The following is a 25,519-nucleotide window of genomic DNA, read 5'->3' on the forward strand; positions in this document are numbered from 1 at the left end:
TTCGGCTAGACCACGGGAGTGATGTGACACCGGCGATCTTCGCCCTGCTGCTCGCGCTGGCCGGCGGTGAGCGGCACGGCTACGCGCTGATGTCCGACGTGGCCGCTCTCACCGGCGGCCTCGTCCAACTCGGCCCGGGCACGCTCTACCGCTCACTGCAGCGGATGCGGGTCGACGGCCTGATCACCGAGATCGACGACGACGAGGAGCCGGCCGAGGAGCCGGCCGACCGGCGCAGCGAGCGGCGCCGGCGCTACCAGATCACCGATCTCGGCCGGCAGGCCGCTGCGCAGGAGGCCGGCCGGCTCGCCGTCCTGCTCGCCGCGGCACGCGCACGTGGCATCCAGCCGGTCGAGATCCTGCACCGAAAGGTCACCGGATGACCGCCGCCGACCTCGCGCCCGAGGAGTTTCCCGGCGTCACGCCACACCTGGTCGTACGCAGCGTCGCCGCGGCGGTGGCCTTCTACCAGCGGGTGTTCGGCGCGGACGAGCTGCAGCGCCAGTCCGGCCCGGACGGCCGGATCTGGCACTGCGAGCTGCTGGTCGCCGGCGGCCGGCTGCTGTTGGTCGAGGAGTTCCCGGACATGGAGATGCGCTCGCCGCAGACGATCGGCGGCACGCCGGTAATGCTGCACATCTTCGTCACCGACGTGGACGACACGTTCAACCGTGCCGTCGACGCCGGTGCCGAGCCGGCGATGAAGCCGGTCGACACGTTCTGGGGCGACCGGTATGCGCAGGTGGTCGATCCGCAGGGCCACCGGTGGTCGTTCGGGCTGCGCAAGGACGACCTGTCCGCCGAGCAGACCGGCACGCGGGCCCGGCGGTGGAGCGCCGAGCGCGGACATCCGAACAGCCCCGCCGACGTGCCGGAGGATCAGCGCGGCTGGAGCTGAGCCGCGTACGCCTGACGCAGCTCCTCGGTGCGCCGCTCCGGCCACGGACACACGTCCACGCCTTGCAGGTGCTTGCCGAAGGACTCCAGGTGCACGTGCCACGCGGCCAGCGACACGGCCGGATCGTCCGGTGCGCTGTCGATCAGCGTGACGCGTACGCCGGTCGGATCCGGCGCGAACTCGAACCGTACGCGGCCCTCGCCCGACTGGTATTCCAGCAGCTGTGACGGTTCGACCGCGGTGACCGGGCCGGTCGGCACGTATCCGTTGGTCGTCGGCAGCGGCGGCTCGCCACCGACCGCCGGCGTCTCGGACTCGGTCAGCTCCGACCACACCTTGTCCAGCGGCACCGGATAGACCCGCTCGAACCGTACGACGCCGTCGGCCGCCGAGCCGTAGTCGAGACCGAACCGCATGACGTACGCCTCATGCAGCTCCGGAGACCAGCTGCCGACCTCACCGCCGCCGGCGAGCGCGGCCGCGAGCGCGTCCAGGCACAGCGACCAACCGGTCGCGTAGCTGGCGGCCTTCGGCCGGTCGTCGAAGGTGTGGGTGAAGACCAGCAGGCAGCCGAACGTGGCCGGCCTCAGCTCTATCCGGAACAGCTCGCCACCCCAGGAGAAGGCGAACAGCCGCGGCGGCTCCACCTCCAACACCTCGCCGACCGATGGCTCTGCCTCGTCCTCGGAGAACCGGAAGGTCATCTTCGCGTGCGGCACCAGCTCGAAGCTCGGCGTCGCGGGGAACCAGTGCTTGAGCTCGGCCGGCTCGGTCACGGCACGCCAGACCTTGGCCGGCGGATGGGTGAGGCGGCGCTCGATGCGCAGCACGTTGCGGTCGAAGATGCGGTGCAGGCTTTCGGTCATCACTCGTCCCGGTCCGATGGCAGGTCAGGCATGGTGTCCAGATGGCGCTCCAACGCGTCCAGCCGGTCCGACCACAGCCGGCGATAGGGCTGCAGCCAGGCGTCGATCTCCTGCAGCGGCTCGGTACGCAGCTCGTACCACCGGCGCTGGGCGTCCTGGCGGACCCGGACAAAGCCGGAGTCGCGCAGCACCCGCAGGTGCTTGGAGGTGCCGGGCTGGGTCATCCCGGTCAGCTCCACCATCTCGTTGACCGAGCGCGGCCGTTCCAGCAGCAGATCCAGGATCCGCCGGCGGCTCGGCTCGGCTAGTACGTCGAAGGTCGTCGGCACGACCTCAATATACCCTGGAAGAAATATACCTTCAAGGGAATGTTAGCGTTTGCGCCCGAACAGCCGCCAGCCGCTGTGGCGTGGCTCGGGTTCCGGCGTCGGCGGACGTTGCGCGACCGGTGCGGCGGCGAACGGCGTGCCGCCTTCGCCGACGTACCAGGCGGTCCGCTGCCGGATCGGCTTGCGGCCACGCTCCGGACGCCGGTCCGGGTCCTCGTTGTGCAGCAACCGCACCTCTGGTGACGCCAGGAAGCTGATCACCGACAGCAGGCCGGACATCGTCTGCTCGAACCGCTCGGTGGACGCGCCCACCGCACCGGCCACCTCGCCGTAGTCGGCGAGCGCCGACGACAGCGACACCTCGTCGAGCCGCACGGTGACCGGCAGCAGCCGCTCCAGTCCCCCTTCGCCGAAGTCGACCAGCAGCCGCAGCTCCGGCCGGTCGCTGCGGAAGTTGTACTCCAGATGCGCGTACGCGGCGTCCGCGCCGAGCACCTCACGCAGCCCGACGACGTACACGCACCACTCGGGGAGGTTGACGAACCGGTCCAGCGTCGGCAGGTCGACACGCGCGGAATGCCAGAGCCGGTCGACCAGCTCCGGCTCGAAAAGGTAGGCCGTGCGAGCGAACCGCCAGGCGTAGTAGGCGGCGACGGCGCCGACCGGTGGCGGCGGCGCGTGCGTGCCGTCGAAGTCGGCAGGTGGCTGCGCCACCACACGGGCCGCGCCACGAGCGATCGGCAGCAGGCACCACTGCGGCCAGTGGCTGGAGTCCTCCAGCCGGACCAGATCCAGATCCCGCCACGCTCGCGGCCACGCGGACACCACGTCCGCCTCCAGCTCGTCGGCACGTTTCAGAGCCGTCTGCGCATCCGGGTAGCCCATCGCATGGATCATGCCATCGCTACCCAAAGTGCTTGGCCTGGCCCTGTTTTGCGCTTTACGCTCGAAGTTAGTTGTTAGTAGGTAGTAACTGCTAACATGCTGTCATGCGATCAACGGCGGTCGAACGGATGTCGGCGGACCAACGACGCGAGCAGTTGCTGGCGCTGGCGGCGGAGGAGTTCGCGCAGGCAGGTCTGCACGGCACCTCGACCGATGCGCTGGCGCGACGTGCCGGCATCACGCAGACGTACGTCTTCCGGCTGTTCGGCTCGAAGAAAGCGCTGTTCCTGCAGGTGGTCCGGCGGGCCTTCGGCCGGCTCACCGACGGCATGGACGAGGCCAGGCAGCAGGCGACCGGCCTCGACGCGGTCGCGGCGATGGGTCAGTTCTACGACAACGCGCTCGCCGACCGGACCGCGCTGCTGGTCCAGTTGCAGGCCTTCGCCGCCTGCGGCGACCCGGAGGTGCGCGAGATCGTACGCGAGCAGATGGCCCGGATGTGGGCCGCGGCCGAGCGCAGCGGGCTGCCGCCGGTCGCGGTGAAGACGTTCCTCGCGTACGGCATGCTGCTCAACACGGCCGCCGCGCTGCAGGTCGGCGAGGTCGACGCGGACTGGGCACGGGGCATCCGGACCCGCATCCAGGCCGGCCTGTTCGAGCACCTGACCACCGAGAACAACCAGTGAACTCCGCCCGCCGGCAGACCGCGCTGGTGGTCGCGCTGCTGTTCATCGCGCTCGGCACCGTGGCCATCGGCAGCCTCGGCGCACCCTTGATCACCGCGGTGGCACAGGACTACCAGGTCTCGCTGGCCGCCTCACAGTGGACGCTGACGATCACGCTGCTGTCCGGCGCGGTGACCGTGCCGTTGCTCGGTCGGCTCGGCTCCGGTCACCACCGCCGTGCGGTGGTGCTGGTCACGCTCGCCGTGGTCGTCGCTGGCAGCGTCGCCACCGTCGTGCCCGGACCGTTCGCGCTGCTGTTGGCCGGCCGTGCCGGGCAAGGCGTCGGACTCGGCCTGGTCTCGCTGATGATGGCCATCGCGCGGCAGCACCTCGGCGAGCGCGCACCGGGCGCGATCGCGATGCTGTCCGTCGCCTCGACCGTCGGCATCGGCGTCGGCTATCCGGTGACCGGTCTGCTGACGCAGGTCGGTGGCGTACGCGTCGCATACCTGGTCGGCCTGCTGACGGCCACCGCCGCACTGGTCGCCGCGTTCGTGGCGATCCCCCGCGACCAGCCGTCACCGGCGAGAACGCCGGTGGACTGGCTCGGCACCGGCCTGCTGTCGATCGGCCTGATCGCGGTGCTCCTGGTGACCAGCGAGACCGACCTCTGGACGCACCAACCGGCCGTCGCCGCCGCGTTGCTCGCCGGTGGCATCGTCGTGCTCGCCGGCTGGGTCGCGGTCGAGCGGCGCGTACGCCGGCCGCTCGTCGACGTGACCGCGCTGCGGCATCCGGCGGTGGCCAGGGCCAACCTGATCATGTTCGTCGCCGGCGTCGGGATGTACCTGCTGTTCAGCCTGATCACGCGCTATGTGCAGACACCGCCTCGAGCCGGCTACGGCTATGGACTCACCGAACTGGAGGCCGGCCTGGTGCTGGTTCCTTTCTCGGTGCTGGGGTTCGTCGCCGGCCGGGTCGTACCGCGGCTGCGCGAGCGCGTACGCCCGCTTCGCATGCTCGCCGCCAGCGGCGTCGTGGTGGCCGTGGCCGGTGGCCTGTTCGCCGGCACGCGGACGCTCGGGGTCGCCTGGCCGATCGTGGCGATGAGCGTGCTCGGCTTCGCCGTCGGCGGCTTCTCCGCGACCATGCCGGAGGCGATCCTCGCGGTCACGCCGACCGAGGAGACGGCCGCGGCGATGAGCGTCAACCAGATCGTCCGAGCCGTCGGCTTTTCCATCGGCAGCGCGGTCAGCGGCCTGCTCCTGGCCGCGTACACACCGGCCGGCCGCTTCACTCCAGCCGACCCGGGCTTCACCGCGGCCGCCTGGATCGCGGCCGGTCTCGCCGTGGTCAGCGTCGCGCTCGCGTCGGTGCGCGTACGACCGGCGCGACTGCAGCGGGTATGAGACGACGACGCCACACCTCGAGCAGTGGCGTACCGATTGCTGTCGGCAACAGCCACGGCAGCAGTTGCCAGGCACCGCCGACCGGTCCGTCGACAGTGAGTGCGACGACGATCAACGCCGTGGTCAGCGCGATGTAGGAGCCGCCTTGACCGTGCACGTAGGCGTGGCTCCAGTGGCGGAACCGGTGGGCGGCCGCGTGGCGACCGAGCCAGGCCAGCGCATACGAGGCGGCCGCCACCGGGACCAGCCACCACAGGTCATGGCGGAACCACGCGCACAGCACGGCGGCGCTCAGACAGACCACCAGGACCGCCACGAGATAGACCCGTCCGCTGACCGTACGCACCGGTCCACCGCGTAGCAGTCGACTGTCCCGCCACATGACGAACGCGCCGAGCAGCATGCCGGTGGCACCGGACAGGATGTGGATCGTCAGCAACGAGGTGCGGATCATCGCCCGACCTTCCATAGTGGAATGTCTGATCGAGGGAAGCACCTTCCACAGTGGAATGTCAAGGAGTGCGATGGACCTGAACGCGACGGCCGCCTCGCTGCTCGGCTTCCTGCACGACGGCCCGATGTCCGGCTGGGACCTGATGGCCACCGCACGAGCCCGGATCGGCAACTTCTGGAGCCTGACGCAGAGCCAGGTCTATCGCGAGCTGGCCGCCCTGCAGCGCGCCGGGCTGGTCAGTGCCGGCACGCCTGGCGCCCGCGAGCGCCGGCCGTACGAGCTGACACCGGCCGGCCGCCAGGCCTTCGCCGAGTGGTTGTCACGTGACCCCGGAGACGCGCAGATCCGCTATCCGCTGCTGCTCGCGATCGCGCTCGGCCGCTACCTGGCGCCCGGGCAGTTGGCCGCGGTCATCGCCGAACACCGGCAACGGCACGAACAACAGCTGGCCAGCTATCTGGCCGCGCGTGAGTCCGTCGCCGGCGACCCGTACGCGGCCGCCACGCTCGACTTCGGCATCCGGCACGAGACCGCCGTGCTGGACTGGTTCGCCGCGCTGCCGGCGCAGATCAGCGGCTGAGAGACTCAGCTAGCGGCGTCGCGGCGGCGTACGTACTCGACGACCGCCGCGCGTGTGCTCGAGACGCCGAAGACCTTGCGCGTGTGCGCGATCCGGCGGTTGGCCGTACGCAGTGACAGGAACTCCGCCTCGGCCGCCGCCGCGATCGACTCGCCGTCGGCCAGCCGGTCCAGCAGCGCGCACTCCTCGGCGGTCAAGCCCGGCACGGTCGGCGCCTGCGCCTCGGCGGCCGCCTCACCGACCGGTCCGATCCGGCGCAGGTCGTCCAGCAGCGCTCGGCCGGTCGTGCTGCGCGGATCCGCGACCGCAACCACGCCCACGCCGCGCGCGGCCGCCAACACCACCGCACCGACGTCCGCGGTGTCCTCGACCGGACCGGACAGCACGAGCTTGCGGCGGCTCAGGTCCCACGGCTCGGGCGGCACGACGAAGCCGGTGCCGACCGTCCACCCCTGTTTGGTCAGCCTGCGCAGCACGCCGGCCGCCGCCGACTGCGTCTCCACCACATGCAACGGCTGGCTCATGCCGGCTCACCCAGCTCCGCCGCCACCAGCGCCGCGGCCTCGGTCCTGGTGCGCGCCCCGAGCTTGCGCATGCCGGAACGTACGTGCGTCTCGACGGTCTCCCGGGACAGACCGAGCCGGGTGGCGATCCGCCGGGTCGACTCCCCCTGCGCCACCAGCTGCAACACCTCGGTCTCGCGGGCCGACAGCGGACTGCTGCTCGGCCCGACCCGCGGTCGTTCGTCCAGGTTGCGCTGTGACACACGGCCGTGCGCGACATAGCGCCGCAGCGCCTTGCGGACACGGCCGAGCAGCACCACCAGACCCGCGTTCTCGGCAGCCGTCTCGGCGGCCAGCAGCGCTGGTACGGCGGCGTCCGGCGGATCGGGCGCGACGACCACGCCGAGCAGCGCCCGGATCTCCTCGCGTACGACACGCTCGTGCCAAGCGGTCGCAGCCGCGTTGAACTCCGACGACGACGGCCAACCGCCGGCGGCCCGTGTCCACGCGCGCAGGGTGGCCTCGGCCGCCTGCGCCGGCGGCAGCAACGCGGCGGCCAGCCGGCCGGTGTCCTCGGCGTGCGCACCGATCGCACCGGCGGCACGCTCGTACGCGGCCCAGTGCTCGGTGATCTCGGCCAGGCCGAGCAACAACGCGGACTGCCCGATCGCCGGGTCGGCGCCGTCGACCGGCGACTCGTCCAGCCAGGCGACCTCACGCCCGACCCAGGCGAGCGCCTCGGCCGGTATGCCGCGCACCACCATGCCCTCCGGCAGCCCACCGGACAGCCGGCCGCGGGCCAGACCGAGCGCACCCGAGTCCGCCGCCGCCAGGCAACCGGCGGCCAGCGCGTACGCGCGAGCACGGCCCGGCAGCGACCGGTCGAGCATGTCGGCGGCGCGGCGTACGACCTCGTCCAGCCCCTCGCCGCGCAGCGCCGAGACCCAGAGACCCAGCGCCACGAACCGCGTCTCCCAGCTGTAGGCGCCGCCGGCGGCGCAACGGCTGGCACCTGCTGCGGCGGCCGGTCCGGCCAGCTCGGTGTCGCCGTCGGAGGCGAGTGTCTCGGCAAGGACCCACCGGCACCAGCGCTCGTCGGACGTACGCCCGGCCGCCTCGCACGCCTCCGCCGCCGCGGTCAGCTCCGCCTGCCAGCCCTCCTGACGCTGGGCCGCCGCGGCGATCGCCAACGCGGCCACGACCGGCGCCGGTCGATCGCCTTCGGCACGCGACCGCGCGGCCGCCACCGCCGCCTCGATCGCCGCACGGTCGGCGGTACCGACCGCGGCCAGGATCCGGATCCGGTCCAGCTCGGCCAGCTGCGCGTCGTCGAGTCCGTCCGCCGCGCCGGTCGCCGTTTCCAGCGCGCCGGCCGGATCCCCGGCCTGCAACAGCGCCTCCGCGCGCAACACGCGATGCGCGGCGTTGTGCTCGCCGCCGTCGAAGCTGTCCAGCACGCGTACGGCAGCGTGATAGCGGCCGACCGACAGCGCGGCGGCCACCGCGTCCAGCCGCACCTCCACCGGAATGTCCACCCCGTCGAGACCGGCCGCGAGCAGCAGGCTCGAGCACCGCTCGCCGTCCGTACGCGCCTGCTCCGCCGCGACCAGCGCCTGCTCGTACGCGCGCTTGGACTGGCCGGCGGCGGCGAAATGCCGGGCCGCCTCGCCCGGCGGACAAAACTCCGCGAGCCGGCCGTGCAGCGCCGCGCGGTCGGCGGCCGGCAGCACGCCGGCCGCGATCTCGGCGACACAAGGCGCCACCGGCGCGACCACGTCGTTATCGACGGTGACCAGACCCGCCTCCACCAGCTCGGCCACGCCGGGGCCGAGCCGGCGCGCCAGCTCCGGCCGGCCGAGCAGGCCGAGCGCGGCGATCGCCGTGCGAGCCGGCCGTTCCAGCTGCGCCACCGCCTCACCGATCGCGCGCTCCAGGTCGTCGGCGCGCGCCGACGCCGCGCGACCGAGGCCGGACAGGTCGCCGCCGGTACGCAACGCCCGCTTCGCCAGCACCTGCACCGCCAGCGGCATGCCACCAGCACGCTCCACGACGGCCGCGACCGCGCCGGCAGACAGCTCCGGGACCGTACGCTCGGCGAGCGCGGTGGCGGCCGCCCCGGTCAGCGGCGGGACCGCGACCCACGCACTCGCGGCCGTACGCAGCGCGGCGACCACCTCGGCCGGCAGGTTGTTCGGAGTACGCAGAGCGGCCAGAACCCGTACGTGTCGCGCGAGTCTCGGCAAAACGCTCAAAGTGACGCTGTCGGCCCACTGCAGGTCGTCGAGGACGAGCAGGCCGTCCTTCACTCGCGCGCGTACGGCCTCGGCCGCGAGGTCCAGATCGGCCTCCGGCAGCCGAGCACGGATCGCACGGCTCAACGCGACGCCTGGCACGTGCCGTAGGCTGGCGAGCCCGCCGCCACTGAGGACGACGCCGCCGGCCGCGCTGGCCAGCGCGGTGAGCAGCGTCGACCGGCCCACGCCGGGTGCACCGGTGATCACGACCAGTCCTGGTCGCACCGGCGCGGCAAGCTCGACAGCCGGATCGGTGGTGGGTGGCGCCACTGCTGGGGGCACCTCTGGGGGCACCTCTGGAGGCATTGCCGGACCTACCTCCCCCGGGGTGGCACGAACATGGGATGGTGCCCGAGAAGGATAGTTCTAAGGTCGTATCCGTATCGCAGTGAGATCCGCTTTCGTCGAAAGGCCCTTGGCGCGATGCCCTACAACGTTGTTGATATCAGCTTTTCCCCCGCAGGTCGCGTCCTGACGTCGTCCACCACGTCCTCGAAGTAGCCATGGCAGCCGGACCCCTGAGCACCCGGGTGGCCGCGCTGTGCGCCGAGGTCGCACCGCGGTTGAGCCCGTCGACGCGGGCCGCCGTGCTGGACCTGCGGCAGCGGCTCGGCGAGCCGCTCCGCGTGGCCATCGCCGGCCGCCTGAAAGCCGGCAAGTCCACGCTGGTCAACGCGCTGATCGGCCGCCGTGTGGCGCCGACCCAGGTCGGCGAGTGCACGCGGCTGGTCACCCAGTTCCGCTACGGCACCTCCGACCGCGTCGACGTCGTACGCCGCGACGGCAACCGGGTCAGCCTGCCGCTGGACTCCAACGGCATGCTGCCGCAGAAGATCGGCGTACCGCGTAACGAGGTCTCGTACATCGACGTCACGCTGTCGATCGAGCGGCTGCGCGACCTGACTGTGGTCGACACGCCGGGCCTGAGCTCGACCAACGAGCAGATCTCCGCCGGCAGCAAGGACTTCCTGCTCGGCAACGACGGCTCCGCCGAGGAATCGCAGGGCCTGCTGTCCGACGACATCGACGCGGACAGCGCCGGGGCACTCACCGGGGCCGAGGCGATCGTGTACGTCTTCACGCAGTCGGTCCGGCAGGACGACGTGGAGGCGCTGGAGGCCTTCCGCACCATGTCGGCCCGGCTGTCCAGCAACCCGATCAACTCGCTCGGCCTGTTCAACAAGGTCGACAAGCTGGTCGCGATGGGTGACCCGTGGCCGACCGCCGGCCCGCTGGCCAGCAGCCAGGCCGAGGTGCTGCGCCGGCAGGTCTCCGACGTGGTGCCGCTGGTCGGCCTGCTCGCCGAGACCACCGAGTCCGGCCGGCTCACCGCCGCCGACTGCGAGGCACTGCGGCAGATCGCCGGCATGTCCACGGTCGAGAAGCAGGTGCTGACCGCCTCCGTCGACCTGTTCGTGAGCCGCGACTGCCCGGTGTCCAAGGAGGAGCGTGAGCGGCTGCTCGTCCTGCTGGACATCTACGGCGTACGCTTCTCGCTCGCCGCGCTGGAGGCCGAGCCGGACCTGCCGACCAACGAGCTGAGCCGCCGCCTCTTCCTCGCCTCCGGCTTTCCGCGCGTACGCCAGGTGCTCGAACGCGCGTTCCGCTGGCGCAGCGACGCCATCAAGGCCGGCTGGGCCCTGACCGGGCTGGAGCAGATCGCGTCCCGCACCGAGCAGCTGCGCGACCGGGAGCTGCTCAGGGACACCGTCGAGCGGTTGCTGGCCGAGCCGGAGTATCACCAGCTCCGGCTGCTCGACGTGGCGCAGCAGGTCACCACCGGCGCGGTCGAGCTGCCACAGCAGATGGAGGACGAGCTGACCCGGCTCGCGCTGTCCGACGACCCCGCCTCGATCCTCGCGCTGCCGGCCGGCGCGCCACCGGCCGAGCTGGAGAAGGCGGCGCTGGAGGCGGCCACCAGATGGCGGCGCTTCGCCGTCGCCGGTGCGACGCCGTCGCAGGCCAGGGTCGCGCACGTCGCGCACCGCGGCTTCCACATCCTGTCCCAACGGGTCCGGCACCGGCCGGGTCCGCCAACCGGTCCCAACCCGGCCCACCGACCGCGCGTAACTGGGGGTTACTGACCCGATGTCGACCACCAATCTCCGCATTCTCGCGGCGGCGATCACCCTGATCATGGCCGTCGTGGTGGGCGTGTTGACCGGGGTGACCGGCGGCTTGGGCACGGCCCAGTGCGGCAGCGGCGCGACCCCCGGACCGGGTCAGAGCACCGGCAGCAACCAGCAGCCCGGCAGTGGGCAGACCGGCGGACAGACAACCGGACAGACCGGTGGGCAGACAGGTGGACCCGGCCAGCCAGGCGAGTCCGCGCAGCCGGGCACTGGCCCCGAGCAGGGCTCCGAGGACGGTCAGCTGGGCGGCACCACCGGCCAGCAGAACGGCACCGGTGGCAACCAGATCGGCACTGGGGGCGTCGGCCACGTGCTGACCGCCGAAGGCACCTGCGGCGGCTCGCGCTTCTCGCTGCTCGCCGCGGTGGTCGGCTTCCTCGGCACGCTGCTGACCGGCCTGGCCTGCCTGTTGATCATGGCCGCCGCCGGCCGCCGCGCCGCTCCGGCTGGCCCGCGCGCACCCGCGTCCGTGCCAGGCTCGCTCCCCGTCTCGGCACCACCGGCGCCGACGCCGGCCGACGGTGACCGCAAGCAGCTCGTGGACACCCTGATCTACGTACGCGACCGGGCCACCAGCACCGCCCTGACCGACCGGATCGCGCGCGACCTGCAGTCCATCGGCGTCACCGAGATCCGGCCCAACGGGGAGAAGTTCGACCCGTCCCGGCACGAGGCCGGCGGTTCGACCGACACCACCGACCCACAGCAGGACGGCTGGATCGCCGGCGTGGAGACCCCCGGCTACCTCGACCGCGGCCGCGTGCTGCGGCTCCCCGTCGTGACCGTCTACCGGAGGAACTCGTGAGCCAGCCAGTACAGACCGCCAAGCCCGACCCGCGGCAGGCCGAAGCGGCCCTGGTCCGCCAGGTCAGCGCGGCGATCGACAACGGCCTGGCGCACATCCGCCGGGTCGACCCGGACGCCGCCTCCGACATCGACGCGGTACGCCGGCGCGACGAGGGCCGGCCGGTCGTCGTCATCGTCGGCGAGACCAAGCGCGGCAAGTCGTCGCTGGTCAACGCGCTGATCGGCGCGCCGGGCCTGTCGCCGGTGGACGCCGCCGTGGCCACCAGCGCGTACCTCGAGTTCAAGCACGGCGACACGCCGGCCGCACGCGCGTACGTGCCAGGTGACGACGCGCCGGTGCCGCTGGAGGTCTCCAGCCTGCGCGACTGGGGTACGGTGCTCGGCCAGCTTCCCGACGGCGTTCGGCCGCCGCGCCGGATCGAGATCAACTATCCGTCGCAGATGCTGAGCCAGGTCGACATCGTCGACACCCCCGGCGTCGGCGGACTGGACTCGGCGCACGCCGAGATCGCGCTGGACGCCGTCGAGAACGCCACCGCGCTGCTGTTCGTGGTGGACGCCTCCGCGCCGTTCTCGCAGCCGGAGCTCAACTTCCTGTCCGAGGCCAGCAAGCGAGTCAACCTGGTGCTGTTCGCGCTCACCAAGACCGACATCTACCCCGGCTGGCGGACCGTCATGGACGACGACATCCGGCTGCTGCAGGCACACGCGCCACGGTTCGGACAGGCCGGCTTCTTCCCGGTCTCCTCCGCGCTCGCCGAGGTCGCCGCCACCCTGCCGCCGGAGGCCGCCGGAGCGCTGCTGCAGGAGTCGCGGATCGACGTCCTGCGCAAGGCTCTGGCCGAAGGTGTCGCCGCTCGAGGCGAGCTGCTCAAGCGCGCCAACGTGCTGCGGACCGTGCGGTCGGAGCTGATCCGGCTGGATCAGCTGGCCGGCGACAAGATCCGCACCGCCGACCCGGATCCGGCGACCCTGCAGGAGCTCAAGGACGAGCGCGGCAAGGTCGCCGCCAAGAAGCGGTCGGACACGCGGTCGTGGCAGGTCAGCATGTCGACCGAGATCAAGCGGTCGCGCACTGACATCACCGCGCGCGTACGGACCGAGGTCAGCCGGCTGCAGGAATACTGGATGAACCACATCGACCGGTCCGGCAACGACGCGATCAAGCGGTTGCCGTACGACGTCGACCGGTCGCTGCACGCGCTGGCGCTGCGGATGACCGCGGACATGCAGCACCGGTTCCGGCAGGTCGGCGCGCGGATCCTCAACCAGGTCTTCACCCCGCAGGAGATCCACCGCGTGCTCAACCGGCTCAACAGCCGGCTGGTCGCCCGGATCACCACCAAACCGCGGCGTGAGAAGGGCGGCCAGGACGGCCTGCTGATGGTGACCGCCAGCGCCAGCCCCGGTCTGCTGGCCGGCAAGGCGGTGGCAGCCGGTGGTGCCGCGATCGCCGGCGCCGCCGGAGCCGTGATCGCCTTCCCGGTGGCCATCGGTCTCGGCCTCGGCGCGGCCGCCTTCATGCTCTATCGCCGGCGCGTCACCACCAACCGGCAGGAGGCCAAGGTCTGGCTGCGCGAGGTGCTCGCGGAGGCGCGCGCGTCGCTCGGCGACGCGGTCTCCTACCAGTTCACCGACCTGGAGCACAACCTCACGCTGGCGCTGGAGGAGGCCATCGACCGCCGGATCAAGGAGCTGGACAAGCAGATCGGCGACATCGACCGCGCGCTCGCCGAGGACGCCGCGACCCGTAAGCGCAAGCGTACGGAGTTCCAGGCGGAGCGCGACGCCATCCGCGGCAAGCTCGGTCCGCTGGACGAGGCACTGGTCAAGCTGCGCAGGGCCACCGCGGTCGCCGGCGCAGAAGGCACCGACAGCTGACGGCGGGATGGGGGACGGCGACATGGACCACGATGAGTACGGCCAGTTCGAGCCGGCCGACCACGACCTCGGTGACCACGGCTACGACCAGTTCGATGCCGCCGGCGACGACACGCACGACGGCGCCGACGACAGCGGCTCGCACGCCGAGTTCGCCGCCTCCGACGGCACGCACGACACGGCCGACAGCGGCGAGTTCGAGCCAGCGTACGCCGACCACGGCTCGATCGACCCGTATCTCGGCGGCGACGCCGTCGACACCGGTGAGCACGACGACTTCGCGCCGGCCGACGCTGTCCACGACGGCGCCGGCGCACACGACGACCAGGGGACATTCGAGGTCGACGACACCTCGACACCGGTCGGCGCGCTGACCGACGTGCCGTACGAGGTCGACGACACGGGCCTCGGCGACTTCCCGCCGCAGCTCGACCTCGGCATCGACGCGCCGGCCGACGGCGGTCCGTGGCTGGACCTCAACCTGCTCGGCGAGCCGTCCGACGGCGGTTCGGACCATCTGGACGACGGCACCAGCGCCTACGCCGGCGACATCCCGGACAGCCCGCCGTCCGGCCTCGCCGACCTGACCGCGATGGACGCCGGCGCCGACAGCACCAGCTGGCCGGACCTGATGGCCTCCGACGACCCGGCCGTACGCTCACTGGCCCACCTATGGACCCCGGCGGCCTGACGACACCAAGCCCACCTCAAAGGCCGTAGGGACCCCACATGCGCCTGGCGCACGTAAGGGGTCCCTACGGCCTTTGAGGTCAGCGGTTGAACTGCGACACGACCAGCAGCACCACGAACAGGATCAGGAAGCACACCGCGACGATCGACGAGATCACCACGATCCGCTCCTTGTACCACGGCCGCAGCTCCTCGTCCTGCTGCGCCGGCGCCGGTGGCAGCGGCTGACCCAACGGCTGCGGTGGCAACTGCGGCGGACGTGGCGGTTGAACTGGCGGCTGAACCGGCTGGAAGCCGCCTCCGCTGGCCGGCGTGGCAGACGTCGGCGCGACCTGCTGCGCCGGCGGCGGAGCGACCGGCTGAGGAGCTGGCTGAGCCGCTGGCTGAGGTTGTGGGGCCGGTTGTGGGGCCGGTTGAGGCGGCGGCACTGGACGCGCCGCTGGCTGCGGTGGCGGGGCGGCCGGCCGAGGTGGCGGACTCGCGATCGGACCGTTCGGCCGCGCCGGCAGCTGCGGACCGCCACCGGTCGTCGGGCGGTTGGCGCCAGGCCCGGGTGGTGGCAGCTGGTTCGGTGGACCGACCGGCCGTGCCGGCGGCGGGAACTGGCCGGGACGCGGTGGCGGACCGGCCGGCGGACGGCCGGGGAAACCCTGCGGCGGACGTACGCCCGGCGGACCAGGTGGCGGCAGCGGACGTCCGGGCGGACCAGCCGGACCGGGACCGCCTGGACGCGGCGGCTGAGTCGGCCGGAAGGCCTGCGGTGGCGTCGAGACCGGCGCGGCGCCGGCGTCACCGGCGACCGCGCCGGCGCGCAGGCTGCCTTCGGCGACGACCGTCTCCGGCTGTTCCAATGTGGTCGGCGCTACTCCGGTGGAGCTGTGGATCAGGTGCGCGGCCAGCGGGATCCGGCTGGACCCGCCGACCAGGAAGATGCCGACCAGGTCCTTGGGCTCCAGCCGGGCCTGGCCGATGGTCTGCGACAGACACAGGACCGTACGCTCCAGATACGGCTTGATCATCTGTTCCAGCTCGTCCCGGGTGACGTGCGCGTCCACCTCGAGCGCCGGCAGATGGATGTCGGCGGTGGACGTGCGGGACAGCATCTCCTTCGCGCCGCGCACGTCCTCCAGCAGCATCCGGCGGTGCCGCCGGTCGGTGCCGTCCTCCGGCTCGACCAGGTGCTTCCACAGGTCCGGGTGGGTGTCGCCGTAGGTGCCACCGAGGTGGCTGACCACCGCATAGTCGAAGTCCAGGCCGCCGACGTCGCCGAGCCCCTGCTCGGCCAGCACCTCGAAACCGTGCTGCGTCCGGCGTACGACGGTCGCGTCGAACGTGCCGCCGCCGAGGTCGTAGATCGCCAGCGACCGGCCCGGCGGCACGGAGGTGCCGAGGACCGCGGTGAAGTACGACGCGGCGGCCACCGGCTCCGGGATCAGCTGCGGCCGCGGCAGGCCGGCCATCTGCGCCGCCTGCACCAGCATGTTGCGGCGCCGCTCACCCCAGCGCGCTGGATGGGTCATCCGCAGCTGCTCCGGGATGCCGCCGATCTGCCGGCGTACCTCGGTGACGATCTGCTCCAGCACCGCGGCGGCCAGCCGCGGCACCTCGATCTCGCTCTCGCCGAGCAACACGGTCACGTCGTCGACGCGGCGCTTGGGATTGGGTTCGAACCGGCCGGGATCGACCCGGGCGTTTCGCTCGGCGTCCCGGCCGACCAGGATCTTGCCGTCGGTCCCCAGGTAAACCGCGGACGGCAGCAGCGGCGACCCGTCGAACAGCAACGGCCGGACCCGGCCGTCCGCGGTCCGCAGCATCGCCACCGTGTTGGAGGTGCCGAAATCGACCCCGAGCACGCGCATTGACCACTCCCCTCGGCCGACACCCTATCGATCCGGAGCGACCGAACGCCGACCGGAGGGTACGCGGCCGGCCGGACGATTTCCGGCATAACCGGCCTATCCCGGTGAAACCGATCCGACTCCCGGCGGCTGACCAACCCCCGGCATACTGCTGCCGTGGCACACCGGTTTCCCTACCTGGACCACCCGTATCCGCTGGCCTTCGCGCACCGCGGCGGCGCGCTGACCGGCCGCGAGAACACCGCGGCCGCCTTCGAGCGGGCCGTGTCGCTCGGTTACCGGTACGTCGAGACCGACGCGCACGTCACCGCCGACGGCGTCCTGGTGGCCTTCCACGACCCGACGCTGGACCGGGTGACCGACCGGCGAGGCGCCATCGCCAACCTGCCGTGGTCGGAGGTCAGCAAGGCGCGGATCGGCGACGACCCGATCCCGCTGCTGGAGGACCTGCTCGGCGCCTGGCCGGAGCTGCGGTTCAACATCGACCCGAAGGCCAACGCCGCGGTCGGGCCACTGGTCGAGACGATCCGCCGGACCAACTCCATCGACCGCGTCTGCGTCGGCTCCTTCTCCGACCGCCGGCTGGCGATGGCCCGCGCCGCGCTCGGACCGCGGCTGTGTACGTCCACCGGCCCGCGCGCGGTCGCTGCCATCCGCTTCGGCTCCTGGCTGCTGCCTGTCAACGGCCGGGTCGCGCAGCCGCCGGCGGTCCCGTGCCTGCAGATCCCCACCTCGTACGGTCGCGTGCCGGTGGGCGACGCTCGGCTGGTTCGCCGCGCGCACGCACTCGGCATGCAGGTGCACATCTGGACCATCGACGACCCCGACGAGGTGCGCCGGCTGCTCGACATCGGTGTCGACGGCATCATGACCGACGACCTGGAGATGCTGCGGTCGGTCTACCAGGAGCGCGGCATCTGGGGCTAGGTTCGGCTAGTAGAGTGTCGCCGTTGGCGGGTCAGCGGAAGTCGTCCGCGTGGTCGACGGCCCACTGCTGGTACGTCAGCGCCGGCCGGCCGAGCACGTCCTGGACCGTCGTGGTCACCGGTTCCGGCCGCGCCAGCATCCGCGACCAGGTCCGCATCGCACTGTCGGCCATCTCCGTCGGCCAGCCGGCCGCCCGTAACTGACGCTGCGCCTCGGCTGGCGCCAGCTCCTCGAACCGCAGCTCACGACCGATGGCCGCGCCGATCGCCGCCATCTGCTCGGCCTGCGTAACCAGCGCCGGTCCGGTCACCGCGTACGTGGCACCCGCGTGGCCGTCGCCGGTCAGCGCCGCCACCGCGACCGCGGCGATGTCCGCTTCGTGGATCAGCGGCCGCGCCAACTGCGCGTACGCCGCACGTACGACGCCTTCCGCGCGGATGGTCGAGGCCCAGCCGAGTGTATTGCCGGCGAAGCCGCCGGGCCGTACGAAGGTCCACTCGGCGCCGGACCGTCGCACCTCGCGCTCAAGTGCGGCGTGGAACTCGGAGTTGGGATCCTTTTGCCGGTCCACGCCGTCCACGACCCCCATCGACGACAGCACGACGATCCGCGCCGTTCTCTTCGCCAGCGCAGCGACGACGTCCGGCACGGTGTCGGCCGGCGTGCCGAGATACGGCCATAGCAGGAACGCCGCCTCGGACTCCTCAGCTGCCGCCGCGATCGTGTCGGGCTCGCCGAGGTCGCCTCGTACGACCTCGGCACCTGCCAACCGCGCCTTCGACGAGTCGCGTACGACCGCCCGGACCTCCCGGCCGGCCGCGACCAGCTGGCGTACAACCTGGCCACCGACCTTTCCGGTCGCGCCGGTCACCACTATCCGGTCTGTCATCGCACACTCTCCTCAACGTCGATTCCCCTTCCGATCCGACGCTAAAACCTCAATATTCATTGAGGTCAACCCGGCGAAATTCGCTGCGCCAGACGCGAGGGAGGTCCGTCATGGGGCGCGCAGGCGTCATCCCGCGCTGAACGCCGGCCGAGAAGCGCGTTCGGATTCCGATCACGCGCGCCTGGAGGCCACCGCGGTGTTCCGTCTGCTCGAAAGCCTCGTCGACCCGTTCCGTACGCGGCGCGTCGACACCCCGTCCGACCGAGTCTTTCCCCTCCTGATCCATGAGTTCCGGCCGCTGCGAGCGGTCGTCGCGGCCATCGAGGTCTGGCTGATCGGTTACGCCGGGCGGCTGGTTCCGCGACGACCTTGCCGGCCGGATTGCCACGTGGGTGCGTGACGGTGGCGTCGCCGCGGCCACGGCGGCGTACACCGTGATCCACACGATCGCCTTCATGGCGACGTACATCGTCGGCTCGGTGTGGCTGATGACCGCGCTCGACGCCAGGATGATCCTGCCGCTGGCGCTGTGGATCGGGCTGTACGCGGCGCTCATGGTCTACGTCGTGCCGCGCTATCGCCGAGCCTCGGAACTCCAGCAGGAGGCCAACTCCGCGCTGACCGGCCTGCTCGTCGACTCGTACGCCAACATCGACACGAGCGCCCTTCGCCAACCGTGCCGAGGACGACCGGGAAACCCGGCGCGTCTTCGCGGCCGCCCGCCAGGCGTACTTCGGCGTGCAGCGCGTCGAGGTGACGATGAACGTCGGCATGCTGTCGCTCGGCGGCGCTCTCGTGGTCGCTCTGGTCGGCTACGCCGTCGAGGAGCGTCCTTGTTGTTCGGCGCGGTCGGCTCGCTCAAGCGCGCACTGCGTACGACCGCGCAGCCGTTGGCGATCGTCGTACGTGCCGGCCGGATCCGGCTGACCGACGTGAGCCACCACTACGGCAATGGCCGCGGCGGCCTCGACGGCGTCACGCTGGACATCGCCGCCGGTGAGAAGGTCGGGCTGGTCGGGCGGTCCGGAGCCGGCAAGTCGACGCCGGTCAACCTGGTGCTGCGGTTCTTCGACGCGGAGGCCGGCAGGATCGAGATCGACGGCCAGGACATCACCGCCGTCACGCAGGAGAGCCTGCGCCGGCAGATCGCCATGGTCACGCAGGAGGCGGCGCTGTTGCACCGCTCCGTCCGCGACAACATCGCCTACGGTGGCGCCACCGACGGCGCGCGGCCGCCACCCGCAACGCCGCTGCGGACGGCTTCGTTGCCGCGCTACGCGACCAGGACGGCCGGCGCGGCTATGACGCCAGGGTCGGCGAGCGGGGTGTACGGCTGTCCGGCGGGCAGCGGCAATGGATCGCACTGGCTCGCGCGCTGTACAAGGACGCGCCGATCCTGGTGTTGGGCGAGGCCACCTCGGCGCTCGACTCGGAGGTCGAGACGGCCATCCACGAGACGCTCGACCGCGTGATGGACGGGCGTACCGTCATCGCGATCGCGCACCGGCTGTCGACGATCGCCCGGCTGGATCGCATCGTCGTGCTCGACGCCGGGCGGATCGTCGAGGAAGGTATGCACGCGGAGCTGCTGGCGCGGGACGGCCTCTACGCGGCACTGTGGCGACACCAGTCGGGCGGATTTCTCGGTGGCTGACCGCCAATCGCGTTGTCTTCACCAACAGATCGCTCGGGGACCGGCATACTGCTGCGGTGCCGCAGATCATCATCGCCTCATGGCTGTTTCATGGCTGACCTGACCGCCGCGACGGCCACCGGAGCCCCCGGCTACGCCGACCGCGGTGAACGCACCGGCTGGTATTTCTACGAGTGGGCCAACCACGGCTTCTACACCGTCTGCGTGACGGTCTTCCTCGGGCCATACCTGACCGCCGTCACCGAACGAGCCGCCGACGCGCACGGCCTGGTGCATCCGCTCGGCATCCCGGTCGCGGCCGGTTCCTTCTTCTCGTACGTCGTGTCGCTCTCGGTCTTCCTGAGCGTCTTCGCGCTGCCGGTGATCGGCGCGATCGCCGACCGCTCGGCGCGCAAGCTCGAGCTGATGGCGGCGTGCGCGTTCGTCGGCGCGGCTGCGACGATCCTGCTGCTCTTTTGCATCGGTGACCGCTATCTGCTTGGTGGCGTGCTGTTCCTGGTCGCCAACATCGCCTACAGCATGAGCATCGTCGTCTACTACTCGTTCCTCCCCCAGCTCGCACCGCCAGACAAGCGTGACTCGGTGTCGTCGATCGGCTGGTCGTACGGCTATGTCGGCGGCGGCCTGCTGCTGGCGCTCGCGGTCGTCGCGGTGCTGGTCGGTCCGGCTGCTTTCGGCTGGCAGACAGCCGAAATCGCCCGGTGGGCCATCGCCTCGGCCGGTGTCTGGTGGGCCGGCTTCACGATCGTGCCGCTGGTGATGATGCGCAACCGGTCACCGCTGGAAGGTGTCGCGCACGGCAACCCGCTGGTCTTCGGCTTCAAGCAGCTTGGCCGTACCCTCGCCGAGCTGCGCGCCTTTCCGCTGACCATCGCGTTCCTGGTCGGCTTCCTGATCTACAACGACGGCATCCAGACCGTCATCCTGCTGGCCGCGCAGTACGGCACCGCCGAGCTCAAGCTGCCGCAGACCGTACTCGTGCCGACCATCCTGATGGTCCAGTTCGTCGCGTTCTTCGGTGCGCTCGGCCTCGGTGCGGTCGCGAAGCGGATCGGCGCGGTGAAGACGGTGCTTGGCTCGCTGGTGGCCTGGATCCTGCTGATCGTGCTCGCGTTTTTCCTGCCGGCAAGCCAGATCGTGCCGTTCGTGGCGATGGCGGCCGGCATCGGCCTCGTGCTCGGCGGCAGCCAGGCGCTGTCCCGCTCGCTGTTCAGCCAGCTCATCCCGGCCGGCAAGGAGGCCGAGTACTTCGGCATCTACGTGATCAGCGACAAGGGCACCAGCTGGCTCGGACCGCTGCTGTTCGGCCTGGTGTTCCAGCTGGCCGGCAGCTATCGCTTCGCCATCGTGTCGCTGATCGTCTTCTTCGTGGTGGGCGCCGCCGTACTCGCCTTCGTACCGATCCGCCGCGCCATCCTCGCCGCCGGCAACACCCCGCCCGACCTGCTCTGATCTGCGGTAACGGCGACAACCGGCTACCAGGTGACCGGCAGCTTGTGTACGCCGTAGATGGCCATGTCGGAGCGCATCGGCACCTCCTCGGCCGCTACGGCGAGCTGGAGGTCCGGGAAGCGTGTGGTGAGCTTGGCGAACGCCGTACGCATCTCCATCCGCGCCAGCTGCTGGCCGAGGCACTGATGGATGCCATAGCCGAAGGCCACGTGCCGGATCGCGTCGCGCGTCACGTCGAAGTCCGCCGCATCGGCGAAATGATCCGCGTCGCGGTTGGCCGACGCGACCGACAGCACGACGGTCTCGTCCTTCCTGATCAGCTGGCCGCCGACCTCGGTGTCGGCCTTGGCCGTACGCGGCAGGCCGAACTGGATGATCGACAGATAGCGCAGCATCTCCTCGACCGCGCGCTCGATCGTGTCCGGCTGGTCTCGCACGGTCTCCCACTGGTCCCGGTGGGTCAGCAGCGCGAGCGTACCGAGGCCGATCATGTTGGCGGTGGTCTCGTGACCGGCGACCAGCAGCAGGTTGCTGATCCCGAGCAGCTCCTCGTCGGTCAGCTCCTCGGCCTCGATCAGGCCGCTGATCAGGCCGTCGTCCGGTTGCCGGCGCTTGCGTGCGATCAGGTCCAGCATGTACGCGCGCAAGCCGCGCGTCGCCTCCAGCAGCTCCTCCTTGCTGCGGTCCAGTCGTAACAGCACCGAGGTCCGGTGCTGGAACTGCTCGCGGTCGGCATACGGCACGCCGAGCAGCTCGCAGATCACCAGCGACGGGATCGGCAGCGCGAACTGGCTCACCAGGTCGGCCGGCGGACCGGCCGCCTGCATCGCGTCCAGGTGCTCGTCGACGATCTGGTCGATGCGTGGCGTCAGCGACTTCATCCGGCGCACGGTGAACTGGCCGGTGAGCATCCGCCGGTAATGCGTGTGGTCCGGCGGGTCCATGCCGATGAAGGACGCCGCGAGTCCGGCCTCCTTACGCTCCTCCTCGGTGAGTTGCACGGTCGCGACCGGGCTGTTGTTGAACCGGCGCTCCGAGCTCAGCGCCGGGTTGACCAGCGCCGCGGTCACGTCGGCGTAGCGGCTGACCAGCCAGCCGGTGCTGCCGTTGGGGAAGGCCAGCGGCCGGACTGGCGTGTCCGCACGCAGCCGCTCGTACTCGTGTGGTGGGTCCAGCGGACATTTCCGTTCCCGCGGCAGCGGCTGCGCGGCGGTCTGGGTCATCAGAACCTCCCGAGGTCAGGCGAACGGGTCGTGAACACGGCGATCTATCCCGTACCGGTCTTTGCTGCCTCTACCGTAGGCAGCTTCTTGCAGATTCTGCAAGCTTTCACCAAGTGCAATGGATGCTTTAATGACAGGCATGGTTGACCAGCCCGACGGCCTGCGCGAGCGCAAGAAGCACGCCACCAAGCTCGCGCTGGCGCACGCGGCCGTCCGGCTGTGCCTGCGCCACGGCGTGGAGAAGGTGACGGTCGACGACATCGCGGCCGAGGCCGAGGTCTCACCGCGTACGTTCTTCAACTACTTCGCCTGCAAAGAGGAGGCGATCGTCGCCGAGAGCCGGCTGCGCGCCGAGCGACTCGTCACCGAGCTGGCCGCCCGTCCGGCCAACGAGTCCATCGCCGACTCACTACGCGCCGTCGTCCTGTTGCTGCTCAACGAGGCCGGTCCGCGCGACCAGGCGCGCCGATGGGCCGCGGAGATGCGGATGCTGCACCGCACGCCGTCGGTCGTCCCCTACCAGCTGGCCTCGTACGCGGCGCTGGAGCGATCGCTGTCGGAGGCGATCGCCGCACGGACCGGCCTGGATGCCGACCGCGACCTGTTCCCGCGGGTCGCGGCGAGCATCACGGCAGCCGGCACGCGCGCGGCGTTGGGCCGCTGGCTGGACCAGGACGAGGACGTTTCGCTGACCGAGCTGGCCACCGCGGCCTTCGACCAGATCGCGCCGGCACTGACGCCTCCAGTGCCGGCGACTGTCCGCTCCGCAGACTGAGCTCGACCTTGGAAAACGTTCTCAGAATCCAGCCGTTCGTCACTCTCCGTACAGATCGCTCGGTTGTCGCCAACGCCGCCGCATTGCCGGACCGACCCGTCGGTTTGTTCGTACGCGCGCTCCGGCGGTTCGGTCGTGACGGCCGCCACGCCGCGCCGCGTCCGCAACTCGACAGCAGTGGTGAAGGTCACGTGCCTGCCTGAGAGTTCACTGAGAGCGGCCGGTCCGGTACGAGTGGCCGACAAAGGCCGAAGAACAAGACCGTAAGTCGGGACAAACGGGACGACGATCCGCAATCGTCCGCCGCTCATCTGAGCAGTGGTCGAAGTTTGTGATCTGCGCCACAATTAGCGTGAGAAGTGTCATGCGGATAAACGTCCGACGTCCTTCCCATGAGTGGGCGAACTCCGGGACCATGGCGTACCGGAGCGGAAAAGTGGGAATCCTTTCGCTCTGCTCGTCGTTACTCAGAGCGAAAGTGTTTATCAGGAAGGGGTGCCACACATGGGTGAGCGCACTTTGCGCGGCAGCCGTCTCGGTGCCGTTAGCTACGAGACCGACCGCAACACCGAACTGGCGCCCCGCCAGGAGGGGTCATACCGCTGCCCGCACGGCCACGACTTCACCGTGCCGTTCGCGGCCGACGCGGAGATCCCGCTGATGTGGGAGTGCCAGCGGCACGGCGACCTCGGTCGGCTGATCGACGGTGCCGAGCCGGAGGCCAAGAAGACCAAGCCGGCGCGTACGCACTGGGACATGCTGCTCGAGCGGCGCAGCGTCGCCGACCTCGAGGAGGTCCTGGCGGAGCGCCTGGAGGTCCTGCGCGGCCGGCGGAGCAAGTCCGCCTGAGACCGGTGAGCGGCCACCGCTCACCTGAGGTTCACCCGTCGCCAGCGCCGCCGGCGGGTGGCTCGTCAACCGCACGAGCGAAGCCTTCTCCGACCGAGGGGAAGGCTTTTTCCGTGCGCGTTTACAGACGGGCTAACGCACGTCGCCTTCGACGATCGTGCCCATGTCGAGCTGGCGCGCGTCGACCGATGTGGTCGGCGTCGTCGGTGTGTGCGTGGCCGAGCTCCGCCCGCGTTTCGCCTGTACGCGCACCGGCCCGACCATCGACGGCGGCAGCCGCAGCGCGAGCCGAGCCAGCACGCGCCGGTGCACGGCGCGGCGTACGACCGGGATCAGCGCGATCAGGCCGATCGCGTCGGTCAGGAAACCTGGGACGACCACCAGCAGCGACGCGACCAGCGCGTACACACCGTCCACCGCCTCCGCGGTCGGCGGACGCTGGTCGGCGGTCGCCGACCGCATCTCACGCCAGGCGCGCGAGCTCTGCCGGGTGAGCAGCCAGAAGCCGAGCGCCGACGTGGCCACCATCAGCAGCAGCGTCACCAGCACGCCGAGATAGTGGACCGACGCCGCGATCAGCGCGACTTCCAGGATCGCGGTGCCGACCAGTGCTGCCACCGTGATGACGAACCAGCGCACCGCCTGCCTCCTTCGTCGGCCTTCCCCACCGAGGCTATAAGCACCCGGCCAGCGGCGGCAGCGAAACTCAGCGCCAGCTCAGGGTCAGCTCAGGCTCAGCGCTTGCGGCGCAGCAGGCCGTCCAGCCGCGACCTGACCCCCCAGGCGGTGACCCGCCAGTACGCCTCGTAGACGATCTTGGAGCTCATCTTGCTCTTGCCGCGCTCGCGCTCCACGAAGGTGATCGGCACCTCGATGATGTGCAGCCCGGCCTGCGACGCCTGCCAGGTCAGGTCGACCTGGAAGCAGTAGCCCTGGGACGCGATGGCACCGAGGTCGATCTTGTTCAGCGCGGTCATCCGGTAGGCCCGGAATCCGGCCGTGGCGTCCCGCACCGGCATCCGCAGCGCCATCCGTACGTACAGGTTGCCGCCGCGCGAGACGCCGTGGCGGTATTTCGGCCAGTTGAGCACCTTGCCACCCGGCACCCAGCGCGAGCCGATCGTCACGTCGGCCGAACGCAGCGCGTTGAGCAGTCGGGGCAGCTCCTCCGGCGCGTGCGAGCCGTCGGCGTCCATCTCCACGACCACGTCGTAGCCGTGCTCGCCGGCCCACCGGAAGCCGGCGATGTACGCCGCGCCGAGCCCCTGCTTGCCAGGCCGGTGCAGCACCTGGATCTGGTCGTCGGCCGCGGCCAACTCGTCGGCGATCCGTCCGGTGCCGTCGGGGCTGTTGTCGTCGGCGACCAGGATGCCGGCCTCCGGCACCGCCGCGCGCAGCCGGCCGACGATCTCGCGGATGTTGTCGGCCTCGTTGTACGTCGGGATGACCACCAGCACACGGCCGAGCCCGGGATACTCCGGAAACTGCGTGTCGTCCT

General features: G+C 71.0%; 26 protein-coding genes and 1 pseudogene. 15 read left to right on the forward strand and 12 right to left on the reverse strand.

All coding sequences use genetic code 11. From position 1 onward, the window contains the following. Nucleotides 1-23 precede the first annotated feature (23 nt). Together GNX95_RS06245 and GNX95_RS06250 are read left to right on the forward strand one after the other, a co-directional pair. The gene (locus GNX95_RS06245; protein WP_222853423.1) at nt 24-383 is read left to right on the forward strand and encodes a PadR family transcriptional regulator; all 360 of its coding nucleotides are present in this window, start codon (nt 24-26) and stop codon (nt 381-383) included. Further along, entirely contained in the window at nt 380-898 is a 519-nt protein-coding gene (locus tag GNX95_RS06250; RefSeq protein WP_163506172.1) for a VOC family protein, read from the forward strand. Before GNX95_RS06245 ends, GNX95_RS06250 begins: the two co-directional genes overlap by 4 nt. On the opposite strand, the gene GNX95_RS06255 is transcribed toward GNX95_RS06250, so the two are convergent. The 3 genes from GNX95_RS06255 to GNX95_RS06265 are packed head-to-tail and all read right to left on the reverse strand — an operon-like array spanning nt 880 to nt 2,978. Next, nucleotides 880-1,764: an SRPBCC domain-containing protein gene (locus GNX95_RS06255; RefSeq protein WP_163506173.1), complete on the reverse strand. Its 885-nt coding sequence runs from the start codon at nt 1,762-1,764 to the stop codon at nt 880-882. The two genes, GNX95_RS06250 and GNX95_RS06255, sit on opposite strands and share 19 nt — an antisense overlap. Continuing rightward, nucleotides 1,764-2,093 (reverse strand): ArsR/SmtB family transcription factor, encoded by a 330-nt coding sequence (locus GNX95_RS06260; protein WP_163506174.1) that lies wholly within the window; start codon nt 2,091-2,093, stop codon nt 1,764-1,766. The genes GNX95_RS06255 and GNX95_RS06260 overlap by 1 nt, the downstream gene beginning before the upstream one ends. Nucleotides 2,094-2,135: 42 nt before the next feature. Next, the gene (locus GNX95_RS06265; RefSeq protein WP_163506175.1) at nt 2,136-2,978 is read right to left on the reverse strand and encodes an AcrVA2 family anti-CRISPR protein; all 843 of its coding nucleotides are present in this window, start codon (nt 2,976-2,978) and stop codon (nt 2,136-2,138) included. A 104-nt stretch (nt 2,979-3,082) separates the two neighbouring features. On the opposite strand from GNX95_RS06265, the gene GNX95_RS06270 reads away from it, so the two are divergent. Together GNX95_RS06270 and GNX95_RS06275 are read left to right on the forward strand one after the other, a co-directional pair. Further along, nucleotides 3,083-3,664 (forward strand): TetR/AcrR family transcriptional regulator, encoded by a 582-nt coding sequence (locus GNX95_RS06270; protein ID WP_246281523.1) that lies wholly within the window; start codon nt 3,083-3,085, stop codon nt 3,662-3,664. Further along, on the forward strand, nt 3,661-5,052 hold the full coding sequence (locus GNX95_RS06275) for an MFS transporter (protein WP_163506176.1): 1,392 nt from the start codon (nt 3,661-3,663) through the stop codon (nt 5,050-5,052). The genes GNX95_RS06270 and GNX95_RS06275 overlap by 4 nt, the downstream gene beginning before the upstream one ends. On the opposite strand, the gene GNX95_RS06280 is transcribed toward GNX95_RS06275, so the two are convergent. Next, complete coding sequence (locus tag GNX95_RS06280; RefSeq protein WP_163506177.1) at nt 4,997-5,506, reverse strand: hypothetical protein; 510 nt, start codon at nt 5,504-5,506, stop codon at nt 4,997-4,999. The genes GNX95_RS06275 and GNX95_RS06280 overlap by 56 nt on opposite strands. 70 nt (nt 5,507-5,576) lie before the next feature. On the opposite strand from GNX95_RS06280, the gene GNX95_RS06285 reads away from it, so the two are divergent. Continuing rightward, nucleotides 5,577-6,086, forward strand: a complete 510-nt coding sequence (locus GNX95_RS06285; protein WP_163506178.1) for a PadR family transcriptional regulator — start codon at nt 5,577-5,579, stop codon at nt 6,084-6,086. Between the two features lie 5 nt (nt 6,087-6,091). Here GNX95_RS06285 and GNX95_RS06290 read toward each other — a convergent pair whose 3' ends face one another. Together GNX95_RS06290 and GNX95_RS06295 are read right to left on the reverse strand one after the other, a co-directional pair. After that, nucleotides 6,092-6,610 (reverse strand): LuxR family transcriptional regulator, encoded by a 519-nt coding sequence (locus GNX95_RS06290; RefSeq protein ID WP_163506179.1) that lies wholly within the window; start codon nt 6,608-6,610, stop codon nt 6,092-6,094. Next, entirely contained in the window at nt 6,607-9,153 is a 2,547-nt protein-coding gene (locus tag GNX95_RS06295) for a LuxR family transcriptional regulator (protein WP_222853424.1), read from the reverse strand. The genes GNX95_RS06290 and GNX95_RS06295 overlap by 4 nt, the downstream gene beginning before the upstream one ends. Before the next feature lie 233 nt (nt 9,154-9,386). Between GNX95_RS06295 and GNX95_RS06300 the strand changes: the two genes are divergently transcribed. Genes GNX95_RS06300 through GNX95_RS06315 form a run of 4 tightly spaced genes read left to right on the forward strand, consistent with a single transcriptional unit; the run spans nt 9,387 to nt 14,394 of the window. Next, nucleotides 9,387-10,967: a dynamin family protein gene (locus tag GNX95_RS06300; protein ID WP_163506181.1), complete on the forward strand. Its 1,581-nt coding sequence runs from the start codon at nt 9,387-9,389 to the stop codon at nt 10,965-10,967. Nucleotides 10,968-10,971: 4 nt separating this feature from the next. Beyond that, a complete protein-coding gene (gene grpE / locus GNX95_RS06305) occupies nt 10,972-11,820 on the forward strand; it encodes a nucleotide exchange factor GrpE (protein WP_163506182.1) in 849 nt (282 codons plus the stop codon). Further along, nucleotides 11,817-13,703, forward strand: coding sequence for a dynamin family protein (locus GNX95_RS06310; protein WP_163506183.1), 1,887 nt, complete (start codon nt 11,817-11,819; stop codon nt 13,701-13,703). Before grpE ends, GNX95_RS06310 begins: the two co-directional genes overlap by 4 nt. 22 nt (nt 13,704-13,725) lie before the next feature. Then, complete coding sequence (locus GNX95_RS06315; protein WP_163506184.1) at nt 13,726-14,394, forward strand: hypothetical protein; 669 nt, start codon at nt 13,726-13,728, stop codon at nt 14,392-14,394. Between the two features lie 79 nt (nt 14,395-14,473). Here GNX95_RS06315 and GNX95_RS06320 read toward each other — a convergent pair whose 3' ends face one another. Further along, complete coding sequence (locus GNX95_RS06320; RefSeq protein ID WP_163506185.1) at nt 14,474-16,252, reverse strand: Hsp70 family protein; 1,779 nt, start codon at nt 16,250-16,252, stop codon at nt 14,474-14,476. Nucleotides 16,253-16,408: 156 nt separating this feature from the next. Here GNX95_RS06320 and GNX95_RS06325 point away from each other — a divergent pair, with 156 nt between their 5' ends. Next, nucleotides 16,409-17,179: a glycerophosphodiester phosphodiesterase family protein gene (locus tag GNX95_RS06325; RefSeq protein WP_163506186.1), complete on the forward strand. Its 771-nt coding sequence runs from the start codon at nt 16,409-16,411 to the stop codon at nt 17,177-17,179. Between the two features lie 31 nt (nt 17,180-17,210). Here GNX95_RS06325 and GNX95_RS06330 read toward each other — a convergent pair whose 3' ends face one another. Then, on the reverse strand, nt 17,211-18,068 hold the full coding sequence (locus GNX95_RS06330) for an NAD(P)H-binding protein (RefSeq protein WP_163506187.1): 858 nt from the start codon (nt 18,066-18,068) through the stop codon (nt 17,211-17,213). Between the two features lie 49 nt (nt 18,069-18,117). Beyond that, nucleotides 18,118-18,525: a hypothetical protein gene (locus GNX95_RS06335; protein ID WP_163506188.1), complete on the reverse strand. Its 408-nt coding sequence runs from the start codon at nt 18,523-18,525 to the stop codon at nt 18,118-18,120. A 97-nt stretch (nt 18,526-18,622) separates the two neighbouring features. Between GNX95_RS06335 and GNX95_RS44190 the strand changes: the two are divergent. The 3 genes and pseudogenes from GNX95_RS44190 to GNX95_RS06345 all read left to right on the forward strand — a co-directional run. Next, nucleotides 18,623-19,276: pseudogene (locus tag GNX95_RS44190) on the forward strand (ATP-binding cassette domain-containing protein); the annotation flags it as partial. Between the two features lie 260 nt (nt 19,277-19,536). Beyond that, the gene (locus GNX95_RS43760; RefSeq protein ID WP_281356878.1) at nt 19,537-19,722 is read left to right on the forward strand and encodes a hypothetical protein; all 186 of its coding nucleotides are present in this window, start codon (nt 19,537-19,539) and stop codon (nt 19,720-19,722) included. 90 nt (nt 19,723-19,812) lie between these two features. Next, complete coding sequence (locus tag GNX95_RS06345) at nt 19,813-21,174, forward strand: MFS transporter (RefSeq protein ID WP_163506189.1); 1,362 nt, start codon at nt 19,813-19,815, stop codon at nt 21,172-21,174. Between the two features lie 23 nt (nt 21,175-21,197). Here GNX95_RS06345 and GNX95_RS06350 read toward each other — a convergent pair whose 3' ends face one another. Further along, nucleotides 21,198-22,397: a cytochrome P450 gene (locus tag GNX95_RS06350; protein ID WP_163506190.1), complete on the reverse strand. Its 1,200-nt coding sequence runs from the start codon at nt 22,395-22,397 to the stop codon at nt 21,198-21,200. 139 nt (nt 22,398-22,536) lie between these two features. On the opposite strand from GNX95_RS06350, the gene GNX95_RS06355 reads away from it, so the two are divergent. Both GNX95_RS06355 and GNX95_RS06360 read left to right on the forward strand, forming a co-directional pair. Then, entirely contained in the window at nt 22,537-23,172 is a 636-nt protein-coding gene (locus GNX95_RS06355; RefSeq protein WP_163506191.1) for a TetR/AcrR family transcriptional regulator, read from the forward strand. A gap of 504 nt (nt 23,173-23,676) precedes the next feature. Continuing rightward, complete coding sequence (locus GNX95_RS06360) at nt 23,677-24,021, forward strand: RNA polymerase-binding protein RbpA (RefSeq protein WP_163506192.1); 345 nt, start codon at nt 23,677-23,679, stop codon at nt 24,019-24,021. Between the two features lie 132 nt (nt 24,022-24,153). Here GNX95_RS06360 and GNX95_RS06365 read toward each other — a convergent pair whose 3' ends face one another. Further along, nucleotides 24,154-24,660 carry an FxsA family protein gene (locus GNX95_RS06365; protein WP_163506193.1) on the reverse strand — a complete coding sequence of 169 codons (507 nt, stop codon included), beginning with the start codon at nt 24,658-24,660 and terminating at the stop codon, nt 24,154-24,156. 95 nt (nt 24,661-24,755) lie between these two features. Then, nucleotides 24,756-25,472, reverse strand: a complete 717-nt coding sequence (locus tag GNX95_RS06370) for a polyprenol monophosphomannose synthase (protein ID WP_222853628.1) — start codon at nt 25,470-25,472, stop codon at nt 24,756-24,758. Between the last annotated feature and the right edge of the window lie 47 nt (nt 25,473-25,519).

The sequence above is a fragment of the Fodinicola acaciae genome (genome assembly GCF_010993745.1).
GTDB classification, from domain to species: Bacteria; Actinomycetota; Actinomycetes; order Mycobacteriales; family HKI-0501; genus Fodinicola; species Fodinicola acaciae.